This is a genomic window from Amycolatopsis sp. GM8, from assembly GCF_021653975.1.
GTDB lineage: Bacteria > Actinomycetota > Actinomycetes > Mycobacteriales > Pseudonocardiaceae > Amycolatopsis_E.
The window spans coordinates 97,730-122,517 of the sequence record NZ_JAJKFK010000011.1 but is presented as its reverse complement, the minus strand read 5'-3'; the positions used below and the strand labels follow the sequence as shown (position 1 = coordinate 122,517).

At 69.3% G+C, this 24,788-nt stretch carries 24 protein-coding genes and 1 tRNA gene; 16 read left to right on the top strand and 9 right to left on the bottom strand.

Annotation, left to right across the window (positions count from 1 at the left end; genetic code table 11):
• Positions 1 to 24: 24 nt before the first annotated feature.
• From LOZ83_RS36250 to LOZ83_RS36240, 3 genes are all read right to left on the bottom strand, one after another.
• Positions 25 to 357 carry a hypothetical protein gene (locus LOZ83_RS36250; RefSeq protein WP_236796393.1) on the bottom strand — a complete coding sequence of 111 codons (333 nt, stop codon included), beginning with the start codon at positions 355 to 357 and terminating at the stop codon, positions 25 to 27.
• Positions 358 to 685: 328 nt separating this feature from the next.
• A tRNA-Thr gene (locus LOZ83_RS36245) sits at positions 686 to 758 on the bottom strand.
• A 16-nt stretch (positions 759 to 774) separates the two neighbouring features.
• Positions 775 to 1,344, bottom strand: coding sequence for a TIGR03086 family metal-binding protein (locus LOZ83_RS36240; protein ID WP_236796392.1), 570 nt, complete (start codon positions 1,342 to 1,344; stop codon positions 775 to 777).
• A gap of 50 nt (positions 1,345 to 1,394) precedes the next feature.
• On the opposite strand from LOZ83_RS36240, the gene LOZ83_RS36235 reads away from it, so the two are divergent.
• The 5 genes from LOZ83_RS36235 to LOZ83_RS36215 all read left to right on the top strand — a co-directional run bounded on the left by LOZ83_RS36235 (position 1,395) and on the right by LOZ83_RS36215 (position 8,162).
• A complete protein-coding gene (locus tag LOZ83_RS36235) occupies positions 1,395 to 1,802 on the top strand; it encodes a MarR family winged helix-turn-helix transcriptional regulator (protein WP_236796391.1) in 408 nt (135 codons plus the stop codon).
• A 121-nt stretch (positions 1,803 to 1,923) separates the two neighbouring features.
• Positions 1,924 to 3,435 carry a threonine/serine exporter ThrE family protein gene (locus LOZ83_RS36230; protein WP_236796390.1) on the top strand — a complete coding sequence of 504 codons (1,512 nt, stop codon included), beginning with the start codon at positions 1,924 to 1,926 and terminating at the stop codon, positions 3,433 to 3,435.
• Between the two features lie 87 nt (positions 3,436 to 3,522).
• Complete coding sequence (locus tag LOZ83_RS36225) at positions 3,523 to 4,965, top strand: trehalose-6-phosphate synthase (protein WP_236796389.1); 1,443 nt, start codon at positions 3,523 to 3,525, stop codon at positions 4,963 to 4,965.
• A gap of 49 nt (positions 4,966 to 5,014) precedes the next feature.
• On the top strand, positions 5,015 to 7,567 hold the full coding sequence (gene otsB, locus LOZ83_RS36220; protein ID WP_236796388.1) for a trehalose-phosphatase: 2,553 nt from the start codon (positions 5,015 to 5,017) through the stop codon (positions 7,565 to 7,567).
• 58 nt (positions 7,568 to 7,625) lie between these two features.
• Positions 7,626 to 8,162 carry a Uma2 family endonuclease gene (locus LOZ83_RS36215; RefSeq protein ID WP_236796387.1) on the top strand — a complete coding sequence of 179 codons (537 nt, stop codon included), beginning with the start codon at positions 7,626 to 7,628 and terminating at the stop codon, positions 8,160 to 8,162.
• Here LOZ83_RS36215 and radA read toward each other — a convergent pair.
• Together radA and LOZ83_RS36205 are read right to left on the bottom strand one after the other, a co-directional pair.
• Positions 8,159 to 9,517: a DNA repair protein RadA gene (radA, locus tag LOZ83_RS36210; RefSeq protein WP_236796386.1), complete on the bottom strand. Its 1,359-nt coding sequence runs from the start codon at positions 9,515 to 9,517 to the stop codon at positions 8,159 to 8,161. The two genes, LOZ83_RS36215 and radA, sit on opposite strands and share 4 nt — an antisense overlap.
• A 33-nt stretch (positions 9,518 to 9,550) precedes the next feature.
• Positions 9,551 to 10,165 carry a hypothetical protein gene (locus tag LOZ83_RS36205; protein ID WP_236796385.1) on the bottom strand — a complete coding sequence of 205 codons (615 nt, stop codon included), beginning with the start codon at positions 10,163 to 10,165 and terminating at the stop codon, positions 9,551 to 9,553.
• 273 nt (positions 10,166 to 10,438) lie between these two features.
• On the opposite strand from LOZ83_RS36205, the gene LOZ83_RS36200 reads away from it, so the two are divergent.
• The 8 genes from LOZ83_RS36200 (at position 10,439) to LOZ83_RS36165 (ending at position 17,077) form a co-directional block, all read left to right on the top strand.
• Positions 10,439 to 10,930: a CarD family transcriptional regulator gene (locus tag LOZ83_RS36200; protein WP_236796384.1), complete on the top strand. Its 492-nt coding sequence runs from the start codon at positions 10,439 to 10,441 to the stop codon at positions 10,928 to 10,930.
• A 42-nt stretch (positions 10,931 to 10,972) separates the two neighbouring features.
• Entirely contained in the window at positions 10,973 to 11,611 is a 639-nt protein-coding gene (locus LOZ83_RS36195) for a 2-C-methyl-D-erythritol 4-phosphate cytidylyltransferase (protein WP_236796383.1), read from the top strand.
• Positions 11,608 to 12,075 (top strand): 2-C-methyl-D-erythritol 2,4-cyclodiphosphate synthase, encoded by a 468-nt coding sequence (gene ispF / locus LOZ83_RS36190; protein ID WP_236796382.1) that lies wholly within the window; start codon positions 11,608 to 11,610, stop codon positions 12,073 to 12,075. Before LOZ83_RS36195 ends, ispF begins: the two co-directional genes overlap by 4 nt.
• Positions 12,076 to 12,121: 46 nt before the next feature.
• Positions 12,122 to 12,808 carry an HAD family hydrolase gene (locus tag LOZ83_RS36185; RefSeq protein WP_236796381.1) on the top strand — a complete coding sequence of 229 codons (687 nt, stop codon included), beginning with the start codon at positions 12,122 to 12,124 and terminating at the stop codon, positions 12,806 to 12,808.
• 34 nt (positions 12,809 to 12,842) lie between these two features.
• Complete coding sequence (cysS, locus tag LOZ83_RS36180; protein ID WP_236796380.1) at positions 12,843 to 14,234, top strand: cysteine--tRNA ligase; 1,392 nt, start codon at positions 12,843 to 12,845, stop codon at positions 14,232 to 14,234.
• 5 nt (positions 14,235 to 14,239) lie between these two features.
• Complete coding sequence (rlmB, locus tag LOZ83_RS36175; protein WP_236796379.1) at positions 14,240 to 15,196, top strand: 23S rRNA (guanosine(2251)-2'-O)-methyltransferase RlmB; 957 nt, start codon at positions 14,240 to 14,242, stop codon at positions 15,194 to 15,196.
• A gap of 97 nt (positions 15,197 to 15,293) precedes the next feature.
• A complete protein-coding gene (locus tag LOZ83_RS36170) occupies positions 15,294 to 16,727 on the top strand; it encodes an MBOAT family protein (protein WP_236796378.1) in 1,434 nt (477 codons plus the stop codon).
• A 164-nt stretch (positions 16,728 to 16,891) separates the two neighbouring features.
• On the top strand, positions 16,892 to 17,077 hold the full coding sequence (locus tag LOZ83_RS36165) for a hypothetical protein (protein WP_236796377.1): 186 nt from the start codon (positions 16,892 to 16,894) through the stop codon (positions 17,075 to 17,077).
• A 74-nt stretch (positions 17,078 to 17,151) separates the two neighbouring features.
• Here LOZ83_RS36165 and LOZ83_RS36160 read toward each other — a convergent pair whose 3' ends face one another.
• Positions 17,152 to 18,192 (bottom strand): hypothetical protein, encoded by a 1,041-nt coding sequence (locus LOZ83_RS36160; protein WP_236796376.1) that lies wholly within the window; start codon positions 18,190 to 18,192, stop codon positions 17,152 to 17,154.
• 199 nt (positions 18,193 to 18,391) lie between these two features.
• Here LOZ83_RS36160 and LOZ83_RS36155 point away from each other — a divergent pair, with 199 nt between their 5' ends.
• Positions 18,392 to 19,600, top strand: a complete 1,209-nt coding sequence (locus LOZ83_RS36155; protein WP_236796375.1) for a DUF445 domain-containing protein — start codon at positions 18,392 to 18,394, stop codon at positions 19,598 to 19,600.
• A 21-nt stretch (positions 19,601 to 19,621) separates the two neighbouring features.
• On the top strand, positions 19,622 to 20,932 hold the full coding sequence (locus LOZ83_RS36150) for a hypothetical protein (protein WP_236796374.1): 1,311 nt from the start codon (positions 19,622 to 19,624) through the stop codon (positions 20,930 to 20,932).
• Here LOZ83_RS36150 and LOZ83_RS36145 read toward each other — a convergent pair.
• The 3 genes from LOZ83_RS36145 to LOZ83_RS36135 are packed head-to-tail and all read right to left on the bottom strand — an operon-like array spanning position 20,886 to position 23,479.
• Positions 20,886 to 21,770, bottom strand: coding sequence for a metal ABC transporter permease (locus LOZ83_RS36145; protein ID WP_236796373.1), 885 nt, complete (start codon positions 21,768 to 21,770; stop codon positions 20,886 to 20,888). The two genes, LOZ83_RS36150 and LOZ83_RS36145, sit on opposite strands and share 47 nt — an antisense overlap.
• Positions 21,771 to 22,571, bottom strand: a complete 801-nt coding sequence (locus tag LOZ83_RS36140) for a metal ABC transporter ATP-binding protein (protein ID WP_236796372.1) — start codon at positions 22,569 to 22,571, stop codon at positions 21,771 to 21,773. It lies immediately after the preceding gene.
• The gene (locus LOZ83_RS36135; RefSeq protein WP_374202763.1) at positions 22,568 to 23,479 is read right to left on the bottom strand and encodes a metal ABC transporter solute-binding protein, Zn/Mn family; all 912 of its coding nucleotides are present in this window, start codon (positions 23,477 to 23,479) and stop codon (positions 22,568 to 22,570) included. The genes LOZ83_RS36140 and LOZ83_RS36135 overlap by 4 nt, the downstream gene beginning before the upstream one ends.
• A 194-nt stretch (positions 23,480 to 23,673) precedes the next feature.
• On the opposite strand from LOZ83_RS36135, the gene LOZ83_RS36130 reads away from it, so the two are divergent.
• Complete coding sequence (locus LOZ83_RS36130) at positions 23,674 to 24,774, top strand: LacI family DNA-binding transcriptional regulator (protein WP_236796371.1); 1,101 nt, start codon at positions 23,674 to 23,676, stop codon at positions 24,772 to 24,774.
• Positions 24,775 to 24,788 lie beyond the last annotated feature (14 nt).

The window sequence follows — 24,788 nt, the reverse complement described above, 5'->3', positions numbered from 1 at the left end:
AATCCGATTTGCGCCGTTCATCGTCTAGAATTCAATTTTCATCACACGAATTACGGTTTCGCTGATCAAACACATGTGCGACTGTGAGCATTGCTGTTCGCCAATCTCGGCGACGACGATCCGGCCGCCGAGAACGGCTGGCGTCTCGCGTGCGCCGAAGCACTGCGTGCGCAGATCGGCCTGGAGACGACGCGCATCTTTGTCGCACCGGCACACGAGGGACTTGTGGCCTGCGGCATCGACACCATTGAGGACTGGCTTCCTGGTCCGCATCTGCACAACGGCCGGATCGGTCACGTCATCGGCTTGGTCACCGATCCACGTCACCGACGACAGGGAACACAGCTGGTCCATCATAGAGCGACTCCTCGAATGGTTCCGCGCCCGCGACGTTGCACGAGTCGACTTGCACCCCCCACCTATGGGAGCGCCGCTGTACCGCTCTCCCGGCTTCGTCCCGCATTGTGCCGCTGGCCGTGACGCTCATGCAGGCACACCACAGGGCCGCTGGCTACCTCACCGAGTACGTTGCTTGGTTGACCGCGGACCATACGACGCCAAGATATGCGTTCGAGACATCGAAGTCTTCCGCACCTGCCCCGCTCCTCTCCCGGTCGATCGGGCAGGCCATTCCGTCCACCCGCATGCTCACCTCCGGCGCGCGAATCGTCACAATTCGTACGAGAGCCGACTAGGGGACTCGAACCCCTGACCTGCTGTTTACAAGACAGCTGCTCTACCAGCTGAGCTAAGTCGGCGTGTGAAGCGTGGTCATCATACGTCGGGCCAGTTCGGGGAGCGGCCCAGGAGCGTCAGGATGCGGTCGAGCAGCGGCCCGCCTGCCGAAGCGGAAGGCAGCGCCGGCGCGAACGCCGCGCCCGGGCGGGTGCGGGCCTCGCCGCCGGGCACTCGGGCCGCGATCACCAGCGCGGGCTCCAGCAGCGTGTCATCGAACGACACGGACGTGCCGAGGGCGCGGGCGAGATCCCAGGTGTGCACCACATAGTCGATGAAGTGGAACCCGATCGCCTGCTCGGCCGGGAACGGGTCCGGGCCGATTTCGGGCAGCAGTAACGGATTCCGCGCGCTCGCGAAGGCGACCAGCACCTCGCTCGCCGCCGACAGGTAGTCCGCGACCGGGTCCGTCGCGACGACCGGATCCCACGACGCGCTCTCCCCGCGGGCCGCCGCCGCGAAGCCGCGGTGCTGAACCGTCATATGCGCCAACAGATCCGCCACCGACCAGCCGGCGCACGGCGTCGGCCGGGGCAGGTCGGCGGCGCGCACCCCGCAGGCGATCGAGACGCTGGCGAGCACGGCATCACGGTGCAAATCAATAAGCATGAGCTTACAATAAGCTCAGACTTACGATAAGCGCAAGCTATCCTCCCAGCATGAACCGGCCCGACCTCGCGGCGATGATCGTTCCCCTCGGCCGCGCCCTGACCCGTGCCGAGGAACCGATCCTGCGCGAGCACGGCCTGACCATGTGGGCGTACATCGTGCTGCTCGCCCTGCGCGAGCAGGAGACCCGCACCCAGGCCGCACTCGCCGAGCGCATCGGCGCCGACAAGACCCGGCTCATCCCCGTCCTCGACGAGTTGCAGGACCGCGGCCTGATCGAGCGCCACCCCGATCCGGCCGACCGCCGGGTGCGCCTGCTCGCGATCACGACCGAGGGCCGCCGGCTCACCGCGAAGACCCAGGCGGCCATCCAGCGCAACGAAGAGAAGCGACTGGCCCGCCTCGACCCGGCGGACCGCGAGGCATTCCTGCGCGCCCTCCGGACTCTCGCCGAGTAGCGCGAACCCGTGTTTTGTGGAGGATCGGCAAGGTGGCGCACGCCACGGTTTCTTCCTTGCAACACAAGCCGGGGTGACGCCGATGGTCACCGGGAGAACCCAGTGAGGAGGTGGCGGCCCAATGAAAAGCAACCAGCGCGCCCGGGGCCCGGTGACCCGGCGGCGCGGCTGGCACATCCTGGAAGCGCCCCAGGATCCGAACATCGACAAAGAGAACCGGCGCAAACGCCCAACCGAGCCACGGCGCCGCGCGTGGCACATCCTGGAAGCACCCACCGGTGAGCATCCGGCGCCGCCCGAAGCGGAGTACGGCCCATCGCTGCCCGACGATGCGACCGTCAACTTCGTGCTGGATCTCGCCCTGCGCATCGGCGAGGTCCAGATGGCCAGTGGCGCCGGCGCGTCCGACGTCACCGCGACGATCCTCGCGCTGACCTCGGCGCTCGGCCTGCCGCACTGCGAGGTCGACGTCATCTTCACGTCCATCACCGTCACCTGCCATCGCGGCACCGACATGGCGCCGGTGAGCGCACTGCGCGTGGTGCGCTCCCGCAGCCTCGACTACACCCGGCTGTCCGCGACCGAGCTGCTCGTCCGGAAGATCACCCGTGGCCAGGTCAGCGCGGAAGAGGCGTACGCGGCACTGCAGCGCATCACCACCGCCCCGCACCCGTATCCACGCTGGGTCGCCACGCTCGCCTGGGGCGGCATGGCCTTCTTCATCACCCTGCTCATCGGCGGTGGCGCCGACATCGCCGTCGGCGCGCTCGTCATCTCCGCACTGGTCGACCGGCTCGGCCGCCAGCTCAACAAGTACGCCCTGCCGTTCTTCTTCCAGCAGGTCGTCGGTGGCCTGGTCGCCACCGGCCTGGCGACGCTGACCGTCGAAACCGGCCTGGTGCCGACGAAATTCTCCACCCTCGTCGCGGCCGCGGCGATCACCGTGCTGCTGTCCGGACTGTCCACGGTCTCGGCCGTGCAGGACGCCATCACCGGCTACAACGTGACCGCGGCCGGCCGCACCATGGAGACCGCGCTGATGAGTGCCGGCCTCATCACCGGCGTCGCGCTCGCCCTGCAGCTCAGCAAGGCGCTGCGCTTCATCCAGGTCGAACCCGAGCTGCCCGCGCAGTCCGTGCTGACACTGCCCGTCATGATCGTCGCGGGCGCCGGCACGGCCGCGTGCTTCGCGCTCGGCAGCTATTCGACCCTGCGCACGCTCCTGGTCGCCGCCACGGCCGGCGCGATCGGCGCCGGTGTGTACGGGGCGCTCGTCGTCACGAAGTTCGACCCCATCACCTCGTCCGCGCTCGCGGCGACGCTCGTCGGGTTCTGCGGCGGCGTGCTGTCGCGGCGGCTGAAGGTGACGCCGCTCGTGGCCGCCGTGTCGGGAATCACGCCGCTGCTTCCCGGCCTGTCCACTTATCGAGGTCTGTACGAGCTGGCAACACAAGGAAACGGCAACGTCTCTACCCTGATGAAGGCGGTCGCCATCGGACTGGCCCTGGCCGCGGGCGTCGTGCTCGGGGAGTACCTGGCACAGCCCGTGCGCAGCGGGCTGGGCAGGCTCGAACGGAGGATGGCCGGGCCACGGCTGGCCGGGCCGCTGCGCTCGGACAGCAGGCTGGAGTAGGACATTTCAGCCACCGCGCGGTCGATCTTGTCCGCTGGGCACGAGATAGTCTCTCGTAACGCCGCGCGAGAGCGAGGAGCAGCAAGCGTGGGTGATGTACGGATCGGGAACGGCTCGGCGGATTTCGTCGTGGTCGCCAACAGGCTGCCCGTCGACCTCGAAAGAGGCGCCGACGGCACCCAGCGCTGGACGGCGAGCCCGGGCGGCCTGGTGGCCGCGCTCGAGCCGTTCCTGCGGTCCCGCAAGGGAGCCTGGGTCGGCTGGCCCGGCGTACCCGGGGTCGAGGTCGACCCGTTCAGCGACGAAGGCATGGTCCTCTACCCCGTCACCCTGACCGCGGAAGACGTCCGCGACTACTACGAAGGCTTCTCCAACGCGACGCTCTGGCCGCTGTACCACGACGTCGTCGAGCGCCCGGTGTTCGACCGCAGCTGGTGGGAGTCCTACGTCCGGGTCAACCGCCGCTTCGCCGAGGCCAGCGCGGACATCGCGGCCGGCGGCGCCACCGTGTGGGTCCAGGACTACCAGCTCCAGCTCGTCCCGAGCATGCTCCGCGAGCTGCGGCCGGACCTGCGCATCGGCTTCTTCCTGCACATCCCGTTCCCGCCGGTGGAGTTGTTCATGCAGCTGCCGTGGCGGGCGGAGATCGTGCGCGGGCTGATCGGCGCCGACCTGGTCGGCTTCCACCGGCCCGGTGGCGCACAGAACTTCCTGTGGCTGGCCCGCACCCTGGTCGGCCTCGAACCGAGCCGCGGCGCGGTCGGCGTCCGGTCCCGGCCCGGCATGATGCAGGTCGGCAACCGGACCGTCCGGGTCGGCGCGTTCCCGATCTCGATCGACGCCGCCGGACTGGACACGCTCGCCCGCTCCCGGCAGGTCGTCGAACGGACCGCCGAGATCCGCCAGGACCTCGGCAACCCCAAGACGGTGCTGCTCGGGGTGGACCGGCTCGACTACACCAAGGGCATCGACCTCCGCCTGCAGGCGCTGCACGAACTGCTGCACGAGGGCCGGGTCAAACCCGAAGACGTCACTTTCGTGCAACTCGCGACGCCCAGCAGGGAACGTGTCGAGCACTACCAGCGGATGCGCAGCGACATCGAACAGATGGTCGGCCGCATCAACGGTGAATTCGCCAGGGTCGGCCACCCGGTGGTGCACTACCTGCACCAGTCGGTCAGCCGCACCGAGCTGGCCGCGTTCTACTCGGCCGCGGACGTGATGGTCGTGACCCCGCTGCGCGACGGGATGAATCTGGTGTGCAAGGAGTACGTCGCGTGCCGCCACGATCTCGGCGGCGCGCTCGTGCTGTCCGAGTTCGCCGGCGCGGCGGCGGAGCTGACCAGTGCGTTTCTGGTCAATCCGCACGATCTCGACGGGGTGAAGAACGCCCTGGAGGCGGCCATTACGCTCGACCCTGCCGAGGGCCGGCGCCGGATGCGAGCATTGCGGCGTCAGGTCCTCACCCATGACGTGGACCGGTGGGCGCGATCGTTCCTGGAAGCACTCGGCTCGGAACCGACTTCCTGATTCGGCCGACTTGTCGACAACGATGTTCTGAACTCCTTAAGGAGGAGTGGTGACCGCCGAGTCCCTGCCCGCCGAGCTGCGCCGTGCGATCGTGCAGATCGCCCGCACGCCGCGACTGCTGGTCGCGTGCGACTACGACGGGACCTTGGCTCCGATCGTGACCAACCCGGACGAGGCGCGGCCGCTGCCCGAGTCCGTGGGCGCGCTGCGTTCGCTCGCCGGGTTGCACGAGACGACCGCCGCGGTGATCTCCGGCCGGGCGCTGCGGGATCTGGCGATCCTGTCGCGCCTGCCGTCCGAGGTACACCTGGTGGGCAGTCACGGGTCGGAGTTCGACATCGGGTTCGTGCACGCGCTGGACGCCAAGGCCCGCGAGCTGCACCGCACACTCGAGCACGAGCTGGAGAAGCTGGCCGGGGACGTGCCTGGGGTGCAGCTGGAGGTCAAGCCCGCCAGCATCGCCGTGCACGTCCGCCGCGCCGAGCGCGAGGACGCCCGCCGGGTCCTCGATGCGGTCCACAGTGGACCGTGCACTTGGGACGGTGTGACGACCACCGATGGCAAGGAGGTCGTCGAGCTCGCGGTGGTCCAGACCGACAAGGGTCGCGCGCTGGACACCCTGCGCCACCAGGTCGGCGCCACGGCCGCGCTGTTCCTCGGTGACGACGTGACCGACGAGAAGGCGTTCGCGCGACTGTCCGGGCCGGACCTCGGGGTCAAGGTCGGCGACGGGGAAACCCTTGCCACGTACCGGGTCCGCGGTACCGAGGAAGTCGCGATGGTGCTCGCGTTCATCCTCGAGGAGCGGCGGAACTGGCTCTACGGCGAGCAGGCGCCGCCCATCGAGCGGCTGTCGATGCTGGCCAACGAGCGCTCGGTCGCGCTGATCACCCCGGACGCGCGGCTGACCTGGCTGTGCCACCCCGGCCCCGACGCGCCCGCGGTGTTCGCGGACCTGCTCGGCGGCGCCGGTGCCGGGCACTTCTCGATCAAGCCCGCGCGCGGCGATTCCGCCCAGCGCAACGGGAACCTGCCGCTGGGCCAGCGTTACCTGCCCAGCACGATGACGGTCGAGACCCGCTGGTCCCGGCTGCTGGTCACCGACTACCTCGAGCCGGAGACCCCGTCGCACCGGACCGATCTGGTGCGCGTGATCTCCGGGTCGACCGCGGCCTCGGTGTCGTTCGCGCCGCGGCCCGAGTTCGGCGCGGTGCCGGTGAGCCTGGTGCCCGAGGCGGACGGTCTTCGCGTGGTCGGCACGTCCGAGCCGATCGTGCTGCGTGCGCCGGGCGTGCGGTGGGAGATCACCAACGACGGCCTGCACGACACCGCCACCGCCGTCGTGAACCCCACGCTCGAAAACCCGGTGGTGCTCGAACTGCGTTGCGGCACAACGGATCTCGGCCCGGCCGAGCTGTCCGAAGTGGACCGGCGGACGCGCGCGGGCAGGTACTGGAGCGACTGGGCGTCCGGGCTGAAGCTGCCGAACATCGAGCCGGAGCTCGTCGCGCGCTCGGCGCTGACCCTGCGCGGGCTGGTCAACACCGACACCGGCGGCGTGCTGGCGGCGGCGACTTCGTCGCTGCCCGAGGAGATCGGCGGCGTGCGGAACTGGGACTACCGGTACTGCTGGGTCCGCGACGCCGCGATGACCGTGCGGGAACTGGTCGGCGTGGGGTCGCTCGCGGAGGCCGACGGGTACCTGAAATGGCTGCACGGCGTGCTTTCCACGCTGGCGGGCCCGGAGCGGTTGCACCCGCTGTACACGCTCGCCGGCACGACCCTCGGCGCCGAAGCCGTCATCGACACCCTGCCGGGGTATGCGGGCTCGCGGCCCGTGCGCGTCGGGAACCTGGCGAACCACCAGGTGCAGCTCGACGTGTTCGGACCGGTCGTGGAGCTGGTGTGCGCGCTGGCCGAGGCGCGCGGCGAGTTGCGCGACCAGGACTGGCAGATGGTGCGCGCGATGGCGGAGGCGGTGACGCGGCGCTGGTCGGAGGCCGACCACGGCATCTGGGAGGAGCGGCACGTGCCGCGGCACCGGGTGTACTCGCGGGTGATGTGCTGGTTGACGATCGACCGCGCGATCAAGCTCGGCGAGGTCTACGAACGCGAAATCCCGCACGGCTGGGAGGAGCTGCGCGCGACGATCGCGAACGACGTGCTGGAGAACGGCTGGAACGAGGAGGTCCAGGCGTTCACCACCGCGTACGACGGCACGGACCTCGACGCGGCTTCGCTGTTCGTCGGTCTTTCCGGGCTGCTGGACCCGTCCGACGAGCGGTTCCAGTCCACGGTCACCGCGATCGAGGCGGAACTGCGCAGCGGCTCGACGGTCTACCGCTACCACCGCGACGACGGCCTGCCCGGCGGCGAGGGCGGGTTCCACATCTGCGCGGCGTGGCTGATCGAGGCCTACCTGTTGACCGGCCGCCGCAACGAGGCCGAGGAACTGTTCGAGCAACTGGTCGACGCGGCCGGCCCGACGGGCCTGCTGCCCGAACAGTACGACCCGATCGCGGAGCGTTCCCTGGGCAACCACCCGCAGGCGTACTCGCACATCGGCCTCATCCGCTGCGCCAAACTCCTGGCGGCCCAGTAGTCGCGGTGTGGCGCGTCCGCGCCTCAGGGAGACCAACCGCCCCGGGCATGCTTGCCCGATGCTGGGACCAGTACCTATCGAAGAGTGGTTCGCGGCCGAGCACCCGTCCGACGGGTCTCGGCTCGAACTGATCCTGGGTCACCTCCACGTGACCCCGCCGCAAGACGCCCTTCATCAGCACGCGATGGCGAAGCTCGCTTTCGCGGCCGACAAGGCACTCGGATGTGCTTGCCGGGCCGATCTGACCGTGCTGCCCGGCGTCGGTGTGCGGATCAGTACGCCGTTGCGTACCGCGCTGATACCCGACGTCGTCGTAGTCGATATTGATTCGGATCGTCCGCTGTTCGATGCCGAGAACGTGCTCCTCGCGGTCGAGGTGTGGTCCTCGGACAACACGAAGGCCGAGCGTGAGACAAAGGTGGCCGCGTACGCGGCCACCGGTGTGCCTTATCTGTGGCTCGCCGAGGCCGGGACGTTCAAGGGCTACCGCCTGACCGGCAACGGTTACCGGTTGGAAGTCCAGGCCGAGGCAGGCGAGACCATCACCGCACCCGGACCGGTGCCGGTCAAGATCGACACTTCCGAACTCGCCTAGGCCTTCATCGCCGCGTTCACCGCGTCCGCGACGCTGCCTGCCTCCAGCACGCGGATGCCATCCGGCAACTTCCCTGGGTCCGGCGGCACGATGGCGTGCGTGAAGCCCAGCCGCTGGGCCTCCGCGAGCCGGCGGCCGACGCCGGTCACCCGGCGGATCTCGCCGGCCAAGCCGACCTCACCCAGCGACACCAGGCGCGGGGAAAGCGCTTCCTCCCGCACCGAGGACGCGATCGCCAGCACGACCGCCAGGTCCACCGCCGGCTCGGTCACCTTCATCCCGCCGACCGTCGCCGCGTACACGTCCTGCTCCCCGAACCGCACACCGCCGCGCTTCTCCAGTACCGCCAGCACCATGCCGACCCGCGCGGCGTCCAGCCCGCTCACCGCCCGGCGCGGCTGCGGCAGGCTCGACTTCGCCACCAGCGCCTGCACCTCGCACAACAGCGGCCGCTTGCCCTCGACCGTCACCGTGATCGCCGTCCCCGGCACTTCGTCGGTATGCCGGTTCATGAACAGCCCGGACGGATCCGGCACCCCGATGATCCCGTCGTCCCGCAGCTCGAAACAGCCGATCTCGTCGGCCGGGCCGAACCGGTTCTTGATCCCGCGCACCAGCCGAAGCGTCGAATGCCGGTCACCCTCGAACTGCAGCACCACGTCCACCAGATGCTCCAGCACCCGCGGCCCGGCGACCGAGCCGTCCTTCGTGACATGCCCGACCAGCACGATCGGCAACCCACGCTCCTTCGCGAGCGCAACCAGCCCGGCCGTGACCGCCCGCACCTGCGTGACCCCACCGGGCGCGCCCTCGACCTGCGGGGATGCCATCGTCTGCACGGAGTCCACGATCAACACCCCGGGCCCGACCGCGTCGACATGCCCGAGGATCGCCGACAGGTCGCTCTCGGCGGCCAGGAACATGCGCTCGTGCAGGTTCCCCGTCCGCTCGGCCCGCAACCGGACCTGACCCGCGGACTCCTCGCCCGTCACGTACAGCGCGGGCTTCGCCGCGGCGGCCGCCCACTGGTAGGCGACCTCCAGCAGCAGCGTCGACTTGCCGACCCCCGGCTCACCGGCGAGCAGGACCACCGCGCCCGGGACGAGCCCGCCACCGAGCACCCGGTCCAGCTCGGGCACTCCGGTCGGCCGCGCGCGGGCCGACTCCAGGTCCACCTGACCGATCGGCCGTGCCGGGGCGCTGGGCGCACCGGCGGCCACCCTGGCTATCGCCGGTCGCGCGTCCCCGCGCTCCTCGAGCGTGCCCCACGCCTGACACTCGGGGCAGCGGCCGACCCATTTCGCGGCTTCGTGACCGCATTCCGCGCAGCGGTAGCTGTTGCCCTTCTTGACCACGGTCGCCGACGTTAGCGGTCGGCACCGACAATCTCAGTGACCCGTTTCGGCCTGTTGCGGCACGGTCTGGCAGTTGGGCAGCTCTTCGGTGGGCGCGTTGACCGGCAACTCCATCGTCACCGAGCCGGCATCCCGGAAAACGAACGTCACCGGCGTCAGCTGACCGGGCCAGACGACCTGCTTGATGCCCTGCAGCTCGATACTCGCGCGCCCGATCTGCGGCTTGCCCGCCGCGGAGCCGCTGGTGGCCGGCGACGCGGACGTGCTGGTGGCCGCGGACTCGGCCTGGTTGGCGGGGCCGACCACGACGCTGGTGCGCGCGGTGAGCGTCTGCTGGCCGCTGACCGCGGCGCTCGCGGCGTTGGGCGAGGAGACCGAAACCAGCTGGTCGTCGGCGGCGCCGTCGTTGGTGATGACCAGCGACAGCGGGGCGCTCGACCCGGGTGCGTAGGCCTGCTGGCAGCTGTTGGTGTTCGCGAGACCGGCGTTGCGGACGGTGATCTTGCCCGTCGTCGCAAGCGCGCCGTTGACCGCAGGCAACATGGTGTCGGTCTGGGTGATCTGCCCGGCACCACACCCGGCCAGTGCCAGCGCGGCGCCGAGGCCCAGCACGCCCGACGTGAGCACACGACGTTTCTGCAGCCTCACGGTCTTCAGTCCCTCCTAGAGCCCGTTACCACTGCGCAGACTAGCCGGGGCACTTCCACCCGGTAGAACCCGGTGGCCACTGCCCGCGCCCGACCGTCCACAGTGGATTCGTGATCAACCGGTGGACCACCTGCATGAGCACGCCAAAAGTGGATTTGTCAACCCCCTCGACGGTGCGCGCATGGCCCCTGACCTGCGAGGACGATCTCGGCCCGGTGGATGGGCCCCATCACAGCGTGCTAGCATGGAGCCAGCGAAAGGGGCAGAGGACACATGGTTTTCAAGGTCGGAGAGACCGTCGTCTACCCGCACCACGGTGCCGCACTCATCGAAGCGATCGAGACCCGCGTGATCAAGGGCGAGGAAAGGCAGTACCTCGTCCTCAAAGTCGCGCAGGGGGATCTGACGGTTCGCGTTCCCGCTGACAATGCCGAGATCGTCGGCGTGCGGGATGTCGTCGGCCAGGATGGTCTGAACCGCGTTTTCGACGTGCTGCGTGCTCCCCACACCGAAGAGCCCACGAACTGGTCTCGTCGGTACAAGGCCAACCTCGAGAAGCTCGCCTCCGGCGATGTGAACAAGGTGGCCGAAGTGGTGCGCGACCTCTGGCGGCGAGAGAAGGACCGTGGCCTTTCCGCTGGTGAGAAGCGGATGCTGGCCAAGGCTCGGCAGATCCTGGTGAGCGAACTCGCCCTGGCGGAGGGCACCGACGAGGGCAAGGCGGAGACCCTCCTCGACGAGGTGCTGGAAACAGCGTCGGTTTAGCCGGCACCGAAAGGCGCACCGAGGGTCTGTGAAAAGCGGCTCATGAAGACGGCTGCGCTCGTCGTCGCCGACGCGGTGGGTTTGGACGCTCTGGTCCAGGGAGAGTCACTGCTGGCGCACGCTATCCATGGCGTGCTCGCTGCGGGCTGCGTGGATGACCTGCGAATCGTCGCCCCGGCGCGACAACTCGACAGTTACGAATCGATCGTGCGGGCGGTGCCCGGAACCGGAAACCGGTGCCGGGTACTGCCGTGCGGCGGTTCCCGGGCCGAATCGATTCGGCTCGCGTTCGAAAGCCTTCCCATCGGCTTCGATGTGATCCTTCTTTGTGACGCCGACCGCGCGTTCGTGCCATCTCCCGTCATCCGGGCGGTGGCGGAAACCGTCGCGGGGGGCGTGCCCGCGGTCGTCCCGGTCCTTCCCGTGACCGACACCGTGAAACTCGTGAATTCTCACGAAGTGATCATCGCAACCGAAGATCGCGCGCGGTTACGCACCGTTCAGACCCCGTTCGGCTGCATGCCGGAATTACTTCACGAAATGTGCATCCGCGGTATCGATCCACTCGCCGAACCGCCGGCCGGCGTGCGCACGATCTCCGGACACCAGAACGGGATCCGGGTCAAAACGCCGTTCGATATCGCCGTCGTGACGGCACTACTGAGCGAGGAGCAGGCGTGAGGGTCGGTACCGGCGTCGACGTGCATCCGGTCGAGCAGGGGCGCGAGTGCTGGGTCGCCGGGCTGTACTGGGACGGCGTTCCCGGGTGCGCCGGGCATTCGGACGGGGATGTGGCGGCGCACGCGCTGTGCGACGCCATGCTGTCGGCCGCCGGGCTGGGTGACCTCGGTTCGGTGTTCGGTACCAGCGACCCGCGCTGGGCAGGCGTGCACGGCCCGGAGTTCATCGCCGAGGTCCGGCGTCGCGTCGAGGCCGCGGGCTGGCGGCTCGCGAACGCGTCGGTGCAGGTCGTCGGCAACGCGCCGCGGATCGGCAAGCGCCGCGAGGAAGCGCAGGACGTGCTGAGCAAGGCCGCGGGCGGCCCGGTCAGCATCAGCGGGACCACCACCGACGGCCTCGGGCTCACCGGCCGTGGTGAGGGCATCGCGGCCATCGCCACCGCCCTGCTCCTCGCGGCCGAGTAGGTCACAAGTCGCCCGCCGCCCGGCTGTGGCCCACTAGCCTGGAGACGTGACGATTCGGGCGGTGATGTTCGACTTCTCCGGGACGTTGTTCCGGCTCGAACAGAACGAGAGCTGGGTGGCTCACCTCAAGGACTCCGACGGCGTACCGCTGGATCTCGAGGCGCAGGCCGAGTTGATGCGCCGGATGACCGCCCCCACCGGCAAGGTCGTCGAACTGTCCGAGGAGTACCAGTACGCCTGGGAGAACCGCGACCTGGACCCGGCGCTGCACGAGAAGATCTACATCGAGGTGCTGCGCAAGTCCGGCCTGCCGCGGCTCGACCAGGCCAAGGCGCTCTACGACCGGCTGATCGATCCGGACGAGTGGACGCCGTACCCGGATACCGAAGCCGCGCTCAAGAGCAGCGCGGGCAAGGGCCTCAAGGTCGGGGTGCTGAGCAACATCGCGTTCGACATCCGGCCGGCGTTCGCCGACCACGGCTTCGACCAGTACGTGGACTCGTTCGTGTTGTCCTTCGAGGTCGGCGCGATCAAGCCGGACCCGGCCGTCTTCCACGCGTTGCTGGACCAGCTCGGCGTCCCCGCCGAGGAGACCCTGATGGTGGGCGACAGCGACGAAGCGGACGGCGGGGCGCGAGCGCTCGGCTGCGCGTTCGCGCTGGTCGACCCGCTGCCCACGAACGAGCGGCCGGACGGCCTGCTCGCCGCGCTGCGCACGCACGGGGTGCTCTGACCACGGGTTCCGGTCGGCCCCGTACCATTTGAAGGTGGCCTTACACCTTTTCGACACCGCGACCAGGGACGTGCGGGAGTTCCATCCCGCTCGTAGTGGAACGGCGTCCATCTACGTGTGTGGGGCCACCGTGCAGGGCATTCCGCATATCGGGCACGTCCGCGGCGCGCTGAACTACGACGTGCTCCGCCGCTGGCTTGTCCACAATGGACTCGACGTGCTGTTCGTGCGGAACGTGACCGACATCGACGACAAGATCCTCACCAAGGCCGCCGACGCGGGCAGGCCGTGGTGGGAGTGGGCCTTCAAACACGAGCGCGCGTTCGAGGACGCCTACGAGGCGCTCGGCTGCCTCCCGCCGTCGATCGCGCCGCGCGCGACGGGGCACATGCCGCAGATGGTCGAGCTGATGCAGCGGCTCATCGACGGCGGCCATGCCTATGCGGAGGGCGGCGACGTCTACTTCTCGGTGGGCAGCTTCCCGGCGTACGGCGCGTTGTCGCGGCAGAAGCTCGACGAGGTCCAGCAGGGCGAGACGCTGGCCGAAGGGAAGCGGGACCCGCGCGACTTCACGTTGTGGAAGGGCGCCAAGCCGGGCGAGCCGTCGTGGTCGACGCCGTGGGGCCCGGGGCGCCCCGGCTGGCACCTGGAGTGCTCGGCGATGGCGACGAACTACCTCGGCCCCGAGTTCGACATCCACGGCGGCGGCGTCGATCTGGTGTTCCCGCATCACGAAAACGAGCGCGCCCAATCGAACGCGGCCGGCGACCCGTTCGCGCGGTTCTGGCTGCACAACGCGTGGGTCACGCTGTCGGGCGAGAAGATGTCGAAATCGCTGGGCAACACGGTGTCCATCGAGGCGATGCTGCGGAACTACCGCGCCGCGGAACTGCGGTACTACCTCGTCCAGCCGCACTACCGCTCGACCATCGAGTACTCCGACGCGGCGCTGTCCGAGGCCGCGGCGGGCTATCGGCGCATCGAGCAGTTCGTCCGCCGGGTCAGCGAGCGCACCGGCGACGTGGCGCCGGGCCTGCTGTGCGCCGACTTCACTGAGGCGATGGACAACGATCTCGGTACCCCGGCCGCGATCGCCGCCATTCACAACGTGGTCCGTGAAGGCAACGCGGCACTCGACGCGGTGAACGAGACGGCCGCCCGGTCGGCGGCGGGTTCGGTCCGCGCGATGATGGGTGTGCTGGGGCTGGATCCGCTCGATCCGAAATGGGTGGACACCGCGAACGCCGACTCGCCGGCCCGGCACGCACTGGCCGACCTCGTCGGCAACATGCTCGCCGAGCGCCAGGAAGCCCGCGCGGCACGCGATTTCGCGCGTGCGGACGCGGTGCGGGATCGGTTGCTCAAGGCCGGTATCGCGGTCGAAGACACCCCGGATGGTCCACTGTGGACCGTTAAGGACGCTTAGGAACAATGGCAGGAAACTCGAAACGCCGGGGCGCGACCCGCAATCCCGGCAGCAAGAAGGGCGCCGTCAAGGGCTCGGGCGGGCAACGCCGGCGCGGCCTCGAAGGCAAGGGCCCGACGCCGCGCGCGGAGGTGCGCCCGGGGCATCCGGCGCAGCGACGCGCCGCGGCCGCGTCGAAGGCCGAGCGGGCGCGAGACAAGAAGGCCGAGGGCCCGGAGATCATCGCCGGGCGTAACCCGGTGGTCGAGGCACTGCGCGCGGATGTGCCGGCCACGACGCTGTACGTGGCGTTGAACATCGAAGCCGACGACCGGGTGAACGAGGCCGTGCAGATGGCCGCGAACAAGGGCATCTCGGTGCTCGAAATCCCCCGCGAGGAGCTGGACCGGAAGACGAACCGCGCGGTGCACCAGGGTCTCGGCCTGCAGGTGCCGCCGTTCGAGTACGCCCATCCGGACGACCTGCTCGACGCCGCGCGCGACTCCGGTGAGCCGCCGCTGCTGGTCGCGCTGGACGGCGTGACCGACCCGCGGAACCTCGGCGCCGTCGTGCGCTCGGCCGCGGCGTTCGGCGCGCACGGTGTGCTGCTGCCCGGCCGGCGTAGCGCCGGCATGACGGCTGTCGCGTGGCGGACGAGCGCCGGCACCGCGGCGCGGATGCCGATCGGGGTGGCACCGAACCTGACCAGGCAGCTCAAGGCCTGGGCGAGCGAGGGCCTGATGATCGCGGGCCTGGACGCGGACGGCAGCGTCGACATCGACGGGATGGACCTGGCCACCGATCCGCTGGTCATCGTGCTCGGCTCGGAGGGGCGCGGGCTTTCCCGGCTGGTGCGCGAGACGTGCGATGTGACCGTGTCGATCCCGATGGCCGCGGGCGTCGAGTCGCTCAACGCTTCGGTGGCCGCGGCGGTGCTGCTGGCCGAAGTCGCCCGCCGCCGCCGCATCGCGGGCCGCGTCTAGCCCCGGGTGCGGTTGGCGTCACGGGCATTTTTCACCGGGTCGCGCGGATGGTCGGTTAAGGTCAGCAGGCTGATCCTGATGGGGGGCCCGCGCACCGATGTCGTTCGTCTCGCCGTTGTTCCTGTGGTACTTCATGCCGGCGTTGCTCGTCGCCGTGCTGGTGCTGCCGCGGACCTGGCGGAACGGCATCATCGCGGTCGCGAGCTTCGTCTTCTACGCGAGCGGCGCGGGCGCGTTCCTCTTGCTGCTGCTCGGCTGCATGGTGGTCAACTACTTCGTCGGGATCGCGCTTGAGCCGAACGACTGGGAACGGCGCGCCTCGCTGCGCAAGCGGCTGCTGATCGGCGTGATCTGCTTCGACGTGGCGATGCTGGTCATCTGGAAGTACGCCGGGTTCGCGACCCAGCAGTTCGACTATCTGGCCCGGGTGTTCGGCGGGGACTTCCCGATCGTGCACCTGGCCTTGCCGATCGGCATCTCGTTCTTCACCTTTCACCACATTTCGTATGTGGTCGACATCTATCGCGGCGAACGGCGAGCGCTCCGTAATCCGGTTTCGTTCGTGACCTATATCGCGATGTTCCCGCAACTGGTCGCCGGGCCGATCGTGCGCTATCGGGAGATCGCGGACCAGCTACCGCAGATTCGTTCACACCGGCTGGACGACATCGCGGCCGGATTCCCGCGGTTCGCGCTGGGACTGTGCAAGAAGACGATCATCGCGGACTCGCTCAACCCGATGGTGGAGGCGTGTTTCCGGACGTCGCCGGACAATATGACCTTCGGCGTCGCGTGGCTGGGCGCGGTCGGGTACACCTTGCAGTTGTTCTTCGATTTCTCGGGCTATTCGGATATGGCGATCGGGCTCGGCCGGATGCTCGGTTTCCGGCTGCCGGAGAACTTCGCGCGGCCGTATTCGTCGGTGACCGTGACCGAGTTCTGGCGGCGCTGGCACATGTCGCTTTCCCGCTGGTTCCGCGACTATGTGTACATCCCGCTCGGCGGTAACCGGCGCGGCGCGGCGAAGACCTACCGGAATCTGTGCATCGTGTTCGTGCTGACCGGTTTGTGGCACGGCGCGAACTGGACTTTCCTGGTGTGGGGTTGTTATCACGGGGCGCTGCTGATCATCGAACGCGCCTTCGGCTGGGACACCACGCCGGCGGCGCGCCTGCCCCGCCTGGGCCGGCGGGTGCTCACGCTCGTGCTCGTCGTGTTCGGGTGGGTGTTCTTCAAGTCGCCGGACCTGACGCACGCGCTGACGATGATCGGGCACATGTTCCTGCCGGACTTCTCGGGCCTGACCGACGTGGTGTCCTCGGCCCTGACCAACCAGCGGCTGGTGATCCTGCTGCTGGCGCTGCTGGTGGTCTTCCTGCCGGCGGATCCGGTGACCGGGCCGCTGCTGGAATCGTCCCGCGGCAAGCCGGCGACGAGCCTGCGCATCGGCGTGATGACCGTGGGCCTGGCCTACGCGGCGATACTGGTGGCGAACGGGACGTTCAGCCCGTTCCTGTACTACCAGTTCTGAGGGACGCCTGCCGGGAGGCCGCATGCGGCACAGCGCTCACCCGCGCGGGTTCGACGTTCAGGCGTTGTTCGGCGCGCTGGACGAACGCCGCGACCGTGAAGGGCTCAGCTGGGCGCAGGTGGCGAGCGCCATGTGGCAGCTGTCGGCCGACCTCAACGCCGGCAGTGAACGAAGCCCGCACCGGACGCGGGGCCAGCTGGGCACAGACGGCGCCGCGCCTGCACTGCACGCCGAGCCAGCTCACCGGGCTGCGGACCGCCAAGTTCGCCACGAGTATGCGGCTGGCCATGCGCATCTGCCAGGGACTCCGCCGCCCGGCGGCTGACTTCGTGCACCCCGCCGGCTGGTAGCACCTGTTTCCGGGCAACGAAAAGCCGCCTTCCCGTCAAAGACGAAAAGGCGGCTGAGGGAGGAGAGGAAAAGGTCAGGCGGGAACCTTGCCCGAATCCTCGGCGGGGACGAGCTGCTTGAGCGCTTCCTGCAGCGCGGAATGCGTCGCGGTGAGCCGCTCGGTGACTTCTGCCTTGAACTCGAAGGCCTGCGTGCGGTTCTGCTCGGCCTCGGTGAGCTGACGCTCGGCGTCCGCCACGAGCACGGCCGCCCGCTCCTCGGCCTCCAGCGTCTGCCGGGAAAGCCTGCTCTCCGTCTGCGACACCTTGGCCGCCAGCGACTCCTCGGTCTGGCGGACCTTGGTCGCGAGCCCCTCTTCGGTCGCGCGGACCTTGGTGCTGAGGTTCTCCTCGGTGGTCGAGACCTTCTCGGCAAGCGCTTTCTCGGTGGTCGAAACCTTGGTGGCGAGCGCTTCCTCGGCGTCGGAGATCCGGATCGCCAGCTCGTCCTCGGCCTGCTTCTCGGCCTGGGCACGCTGCAGGTTGGACGCCTCGTCGAGCCGGGCGCGCTCGGCGTCGGCCTCGGCGTTGAGGCGATCGATCTCGCCGCGCGCGGTCTTCATCAGGTCGTCGTGCTCGCCCTTGAGGCGGGTGGTCAGCGCCTGGTACTCGGCTTCGAGCTCGTTGCGCCGCTCCGCGATGTCGGCCTCGCGCTCGGAGACCCACTTGTCGGTCGCCTTGCGGGTGTCGAGGTCGTACTTCTCGGCCTCCGCCCGGATCGCCGCGGCCTGGTCGTCGGCGTGCTGGCGCAGCTCGGCGATCTCTTCCTCGGCGAGCGTCATCATCGAGCGCACGCGCTCGGTCATGGTGGTGGCGCTGTTCGGGTCGCTCGCCATCCGCGACAGGGCGGTCTTGGTCTCGATGAGCTCCTGCTGCGCGTAGCTGAGCGCCTTCGTCAGCTCCGCGACCGAGGTCATGGCCTCGTCACGGGCCGCCGAAAGATCCTTCATGTCGGCCGCGACCTGGTTGAGCCGCTCGTCGACCGGGACCCGGTCGTAACCGCGGAAGACCAGCGGGAAGTGAGGCGCACCGAGCGAAGGTTCGGTTGATTGGATGGGGGACTGGGCTGGGGGCATGCGGCGACCTTAGTAGGTCCGCGAGTTGGATTCCATACCGCCATTCGAACGCTTCACTCTAGGTAAATGGCAGGTTCACCTCCCGCCGCCCCGCGCGGCGCGACTGTCCACGTTGGTCAGCCGTCTCCGGTGGTGGGTGAGCAGGGCGTTTCCGCACTCCATTAGCCTTGTCGGGCGAGACTGGAGGGAGGTTCCGGGGGTGGCACAGGACCTCGCCGCGCACTGGCCGCTCTATCTAGCGATCCCGTTCATCGCCGCGCTGATCGGCTACGTGACCAAACGTGTCGCGATTGAAATGATGTTCCGCCCGCTCGAGTTCGCCGGCATCCCCCCGCTGCTGGGCTGGCAGGGCATCGTGCCCAAGCACGGCGGCCGGATGGCCGCGATCGCGACCGACCTGCTCACCTCGAACCTGCTGGACCTGAAGGAGATCTTCGCCCGGATCGACCCGGACCGGCTGATGGCCACAATGGAGCAACCGCTGCTGCGGGCCGTGGACGACATCACCCGCGACGTGCTCGCCGAGTACCAGCCGCGGGTCTGGGAAGCGCTTCCAGCGATGGCGCGGGAGCTGGTCGTCAAACAGGTCCAGGCGGGCGCGCCACGGCTTGTCCGGGACCTGCTGGCCGATCTTCGGGACAACCTCGACGAGGTGCTCGACGTCAAGCACATGACCGTCCAGCTCCTCACCCGCAACAAGGCGTTGCTGGTCCGGCTGATCCGCGAGACGACCCGGCCGGAGATGGCCTTCATCGCGCGCTGCGGCATCTACTTCGGCTTCGGGCTCGGCCTCGTGCAGGCGGTCGTCTGGGCGCTGACGAAGAACCCGTGGGTGCTGCCGGTCTTCGGCGGCTGCATCGGGTTGTTCACCGACTGGCTCGCGATCAAGCTGATCTTCCGGCCACGCCGCCCGGTCCGGCTCCTGCCGGGACTGGTCGTGCAGGGCAAATTCCACAAGCGACAGCGCGAGGTCGCCCGCGACTACGGCCACGTGATCGCGCAGGAGGTACTCACCACACCGAACCTGCTCGACGCGATCCTGCGCGGGCCGCGGGCCGACCAGATGGTCGCCATGGTGCGGCGGACGGTCGCGAAGGCGGTCGATGAACAGGCCGGGCGGCTGGTGTCGGTGACCGTCGGCGCGACGCGCCTGCACGAACTGAAGGAGGCCGCGGCGGACCGCGCGGTGGCCCGGCTGCCCGAGACCGTCCGGTATGCCGAGGACTACCTCAGCGAAGCGATGAACGTGGCGAACATGGTGGAGCAGCGGATGCTCGCGCTGACGCCGGTGCAGTACGAGGGACTGCTGCGGCCGGCGTTCCGGCAGGAGGAGTGGAAGCTCATCGTCGTCGGCGGGGTGATCGGCTTCCTCGTCGGCGAATTGCAGGTTCTGCTGCTGTTGCACTGAAGCAGCGGATACCGTGAGGCCGTGGCGCAAGAACCGCAGCAACTGCCCGCCGTGCACGAGGCGTGGCTCCCCCGGGAGCATCCGCTGCACCGTCCCCGGCATGGCGGCAAGCAGCTGACCGCGTTGATCAGCGCCCTCGTGTTCTTCGTGACACCGACCCTGATGTGGGTGTTCGGCGTCCGCCCGACCGAGATCGAGAACCACGCGCTCGCCGGCTTCCCCAGCATCTCCTCCGGCTGGGGCTTCTTCACCGCGCTGCCGACGTGGGCGACCGACCAGCTTTCCTTCCGCACGGCGGCGATCGGGGCCGCGGACGGGATCAGCCGCGGTGTGTTCGGCGAGCCGCTGCCGCACGACACAGGCGGCACCTCGAACTCCGGGCCGCTGCCCGGCGGCCCGCCGCCCGCGAACGGCGGCACCCCCGGACCGGAGGTCGGCGCCGGGCCACTGGATCAGGCCGGCTACCGCCAGGTGATCGAGGGCAAGGACGGCTGGCTGTACTACGGGGTCGACGCCGAGGCCAAGTGCGCGCCCACCCGTGCGCTCGCCGACACGATCGACCGCATCGAAACGGTGCGGAACTTGGTCATCGCCTCCGGCCGCCAGTTCGTGTGGGTGGTGCCGCCGGACAAGTCGACGATGGTGCCGCAGTTCCTGCCGTCGAGCTATCCCGGCAAGGACTGCCAGCAGGCCGCGGAGGCGCCGACCTGGTCACAGCTCGACCGGGCGGGCGCGCTCGACCTGCGCCCGGAACTACGGGCGATCACGGCCCAGCTGGGCCATCCCGTGTACACGCCGGCGGACACACACTGGACCGACGAGGGCGGGCTTTCGCTGACCCGCAACGTCGCCGAGGCCGTGCAGCCCGGGGTGACCAAGACCTGGAAGAGCCCGGCCATCGGCTCGTACACCGGCAGCGCGGACCTGCCGAAGCTGCTCGGCAAGACCGGCACGAAGACCAGCGTCCTCTACAACCTGCTGCCGGATGGCGCGACCAACCGCGCCGGGCCGATCGTGACCGACATCGAGACGCCGGCCAGGCACACGGCGCCGCCGATCACCGGCACCGTCGACAAGAAGACGCTGGTGTACGGCGACTCGTTCAGCATCGCGTCCTCGCGCTATCTCACCGGCGCGTTCAGCGATCTCACGATCCTGGCCTACTCCACCAACAAGACCACCCCGGCGCAGGCCGTGGACGAGTTCGTCGGCGCTCAGGCCGTGGTGATGGAGACCGTGGAGCGCAGCATCTCCGCCGGGGCGTTGCCGTTCTTCGACAACGGGTTCATCGACCAACTGCGGACGGCACTCGCGCAACATCCGGTGCGCTGATCCGGCTGGCGCGCGACCGGCGGTACGCGATCAGCCGGCACACCAGGTAGATCAGGAACGAGATCGCGGTGACGAAGGCGCTGACCGGCACGCCGGGCGCGAGCGACAGGATGATGCCGCCCAGCGCGGCGATCTCCGCGAACAGAACTGCCAGCAGCGTCGCCCGCCACGGGCTCGCCGTGACACGGACCGCGGCCGCTGCCGGGGTGACCATGAGCGACACCACGAGCAGCGACCCGACGATCTGCACGCCGAGCGCCGTCGCGATCCCGACGAGCACCGCGAACACCACCGACAGCAGCCGGCTCGGTACGCCCCGGGCGGCCGCGACATGCGGGTCCACACTGGAAAACAGCAGCGGCCGGTAGATCACCGCGAGCACGAGCAGCACCACGACCGCGGCGGCGATCAGCACGACGATGTTCGTCGAGTCGATGGACACGATCTGTCCGATGAGGATGCCGAACTTGTTCGACGTCCGTCCCGGATAGAACGTCAGCAGCAGCACGCCGAGGCCGAGCCCGAAGGACAGGATCACGCCGATCACCGAGTCGCGATCGGACTCACGCCCGCCCAGCAAACCTAGCAGCAGCGCGGCGATCACCGATCCGGCGAGCGCGCCGTACTCGACGCCGATGCCGAGCAGGAGTGCTCCGGCCGCGCCGGTGAACGCGAGTTCCGCCGTCCCGTGCACCGCGAACGACATCCGCCGGGTCACGATCAGCGGGCCGAGCATGCCGGCGACCAGACCGAGCACCGCGGCGGCGAGCAGCGCCGTCTGCACGAACGGTTGCGCCAGCAGCTGCCCGGTCAGCCCGAAGTCGAACAGCTTGTCCACTCAGGACACCCGCTCTTCCACACCGAGGTGATGGGCCTCGTCCTCGCACAGCGCGCTCTGCGTGCCGACGACGTGGATCTGCCCGCCGACCCGGATGACCTCGACCTTCGTCCGGTACAGCTCGGAGAGCGTCTTCGAGTTCATCACCTCGTCCGGCGTGCCGATCCGGAACCGGCCGTCCACCAGGTACAGCACTCGGTCCACATAGGACAGAACGGGGTTGAGCTCGTGAGTGACGAACAGCACGGCGGTATCCGCCTCACGGCGGCGCCGGTCGATCAGGGCACTCACCGCGCGCTGGTGCGCGAGGTCCAGCGACGCCAGCGGCTCGTCGCACAGCAGCACGTCGGGTTCGCCGATCAGTGCCTGCGCCACCCGCAGCCGCTGTTGCTCGCCGCCGGACAACCGCCCGACCGGGGACTTCGCGTAGGCCTGCGCGCCGACCGACTCGATCGCGGCCGCGACCCGGCGGCGCCGCTCCGCCAGCCCGAACAGGCCGAGACCCCAGCGGTGCCCGTCGAGGCCGAGCCCGACGAGGTCGACGCCGCGCAACGCCAGCGCTTCCTGCATCGCGCGCTGCTGCGGCACGTACCCGACCGGCCGGTCACTCGCCATCCGCCACGAGCCCGCCGACAGCTGCTGGAGCCCCAGCAGGATCTTGAGCAGGCTGGTCTTGCCCGACCCGTTGGGGCCGAGGATCGCGAGGAACTCGCCGGGCTGGACGGTCAGGTCCAGCCCGGACCACAGCGTCCGCCCGCCGAAGGCGAGGCTCGCACCGGAGATCTCGACTGCGGCACTCAAGAGTTCAATGCTCCAGACAAGGCGTTGACTTCGCTGGTCATCCACGAAATGTAGTCCGTGGCGCCGACCGGCAGCGTCTCGGTCACGTCCACGACCGGCAAGCCGGCCTTCTTCGCACTGTCGACCACCTGCTGTGTCACGGGAGTCACCGTCTGCGCGTTGTTCACGACGGCTTGCACCTGCTTGCCCGCGATCAGGCTGTTGACCTCGGCGAGCGCGGCGGCGGGCACGTCGCTCTCCTGCTCGACGGCCTCGGAGAACTCCTTCGGGGTCGCGTCGGTGATCTTCGCCGTCTCCAGCAGGTAGTGCGCGACGGGCTCGGTGGCGATCACCTTCTGGCCCGGGTGCGCGGCGCCGGCCTGCTCGGTCTTGGTCGCGAGGTCGGCGACCTTGGCCTTGAACGTGGCGGCGTTGGCGGTGAAGGCCTGGGCGCTGGCGGGACGGATCTGCCCGAGGTCGGCCGCGACCTGGTCGGCGACCTTCTCGACGCTCGTGAAGCTGTACCAGACGTGCTCGTTCTCGTCGCCGGTCGCGGCGATGTCGTACGCCACGAGCTTCTTGGCGTTCGGCGCCTGGTCGGCGAGCTTGGTGAAGAAGTCGTCGTAGCCACCGCCATTGCCCAGCGTCAGCGCGGCCTTCTGCGCGGCCAGCGCGTCCTGCGGGGTGGTCTCGTAGGAGTGCGGGTCGGCGGCGGGGTCGTGGATGATCGAGGTGACCTGCACCTGGTCGCCGCCGACGGCGGACAGCAGGCTGCCCCAGACGTCGGTCGACGCGACCACATCGAGCTTCCCGCCGCTCCCACTGTCGCCGGTGGTGTTACCACCGCCACATCCAGCGAGCACCAGAGCCAGTGCGGAGGCGGCGGAAGCCAGGCCGATCAGGCGTGGCGAACGACTGTGACGAAACACGAGTACTCCCGAAAGTGGCAGGTAGGGACACCGTCAGTGTTAATGGAAACGATTTTCGAGTTCACCTTACGCTATCGGGTGACGATCTTGCTATCGCGGGTTAAGTCGATCTGAACGCCGCGTTGCGCCTGCTGAGCCAGGAGGCTGCCGCGCTTCGACTTCTGGAATCCGATCTGAACCGTTACGGTTCCCCTATGGGGCGTCCTATGCGCATGAGGCGACAGGCGACGCTGGCGTCGCTCGCCGCGGAACTCGGCGTGTCCAGGACCACCGTCTCCAACGCGTACAACCGGCCCGACCAGCTCTCCCCCGAACTGCGCCGCCGGGTGCTGGAAACCGCGCGGCGGCTCGGCTACCCCGGGCCCGACCCGGTGGCCCGCTCGCTGCGCACCCGCAAGGCCGGCGCCGTCGGGCTGCTGCTCACCGAGAACCTGTCGTACGCGTTCCGCGACCCGGCCGCGATCGGTGTACTGGAAGGGCTCGCGCTCGCCTGCGAGGACGCGGGCGTCGGGCTGCACCTCGTGCCGGCCAGTCCGGGCCGCGACGACGTGGCCGCCGTGCACCGCGCCGGCGTCGACGGGTTCGTCGTCTACTCCGTGCCGGACGACGATCCGCACCTGGCCGCCGTGCTCGCCCGCCCGGTGCCGACCGTGATCATCGACCAGCCCCAGGTCGAGGGCATCGACCGGGTCGGCCCGGACGACGCGGCGGCGATCACCGGGCTCGCCGAGCATCTGGTCGGCCTCGGTCACCGGCAGGTCGGCGTGCTGTGCATGCGGCTCGGGCGCGACCGCAACGACGACTTCGTCTCGCTGGAACGCCAGCGCTCCGCGCATTTTCACGTGCAGAGGACCCGGCTGGACGCGCTCGCGACGGCGTTCACCAAGGCCGGGGTGGACTGGGCCACCGTGCCCGTCGTCGAGCGGTTCGACCACACCGTGGACGAGGGCGCGGCCGCCGCCCGCCAGCTGCTAGGCGCGTATCCGCAGGTCACCGCCCTGATCTGCACCTCGGACATCCTCGCGCTCGGCGCGCTCGCCGAGGCCGACCGGCGGGGGCTGCGGGTGCCGGCGGATCTCACGGTCACCGGATTCGACGGCATCGCGGAGGCCGAGCGGATCGGGCTCACCACCGTGCACCAGCCGGTGCTGGAGAAGGGCCGCGCCGCCGGGAAGCTGCTGCTGACCGCGGCCGATCACGTCAACCCGCAGGTGATCACGCTCCAGACCGACCTGCACATCGGGACGACGTCAGCTGCGCCACGAACGCTGGAGGAGCACTGGTTCGGCCCGTAGGGTGAACAGACCAA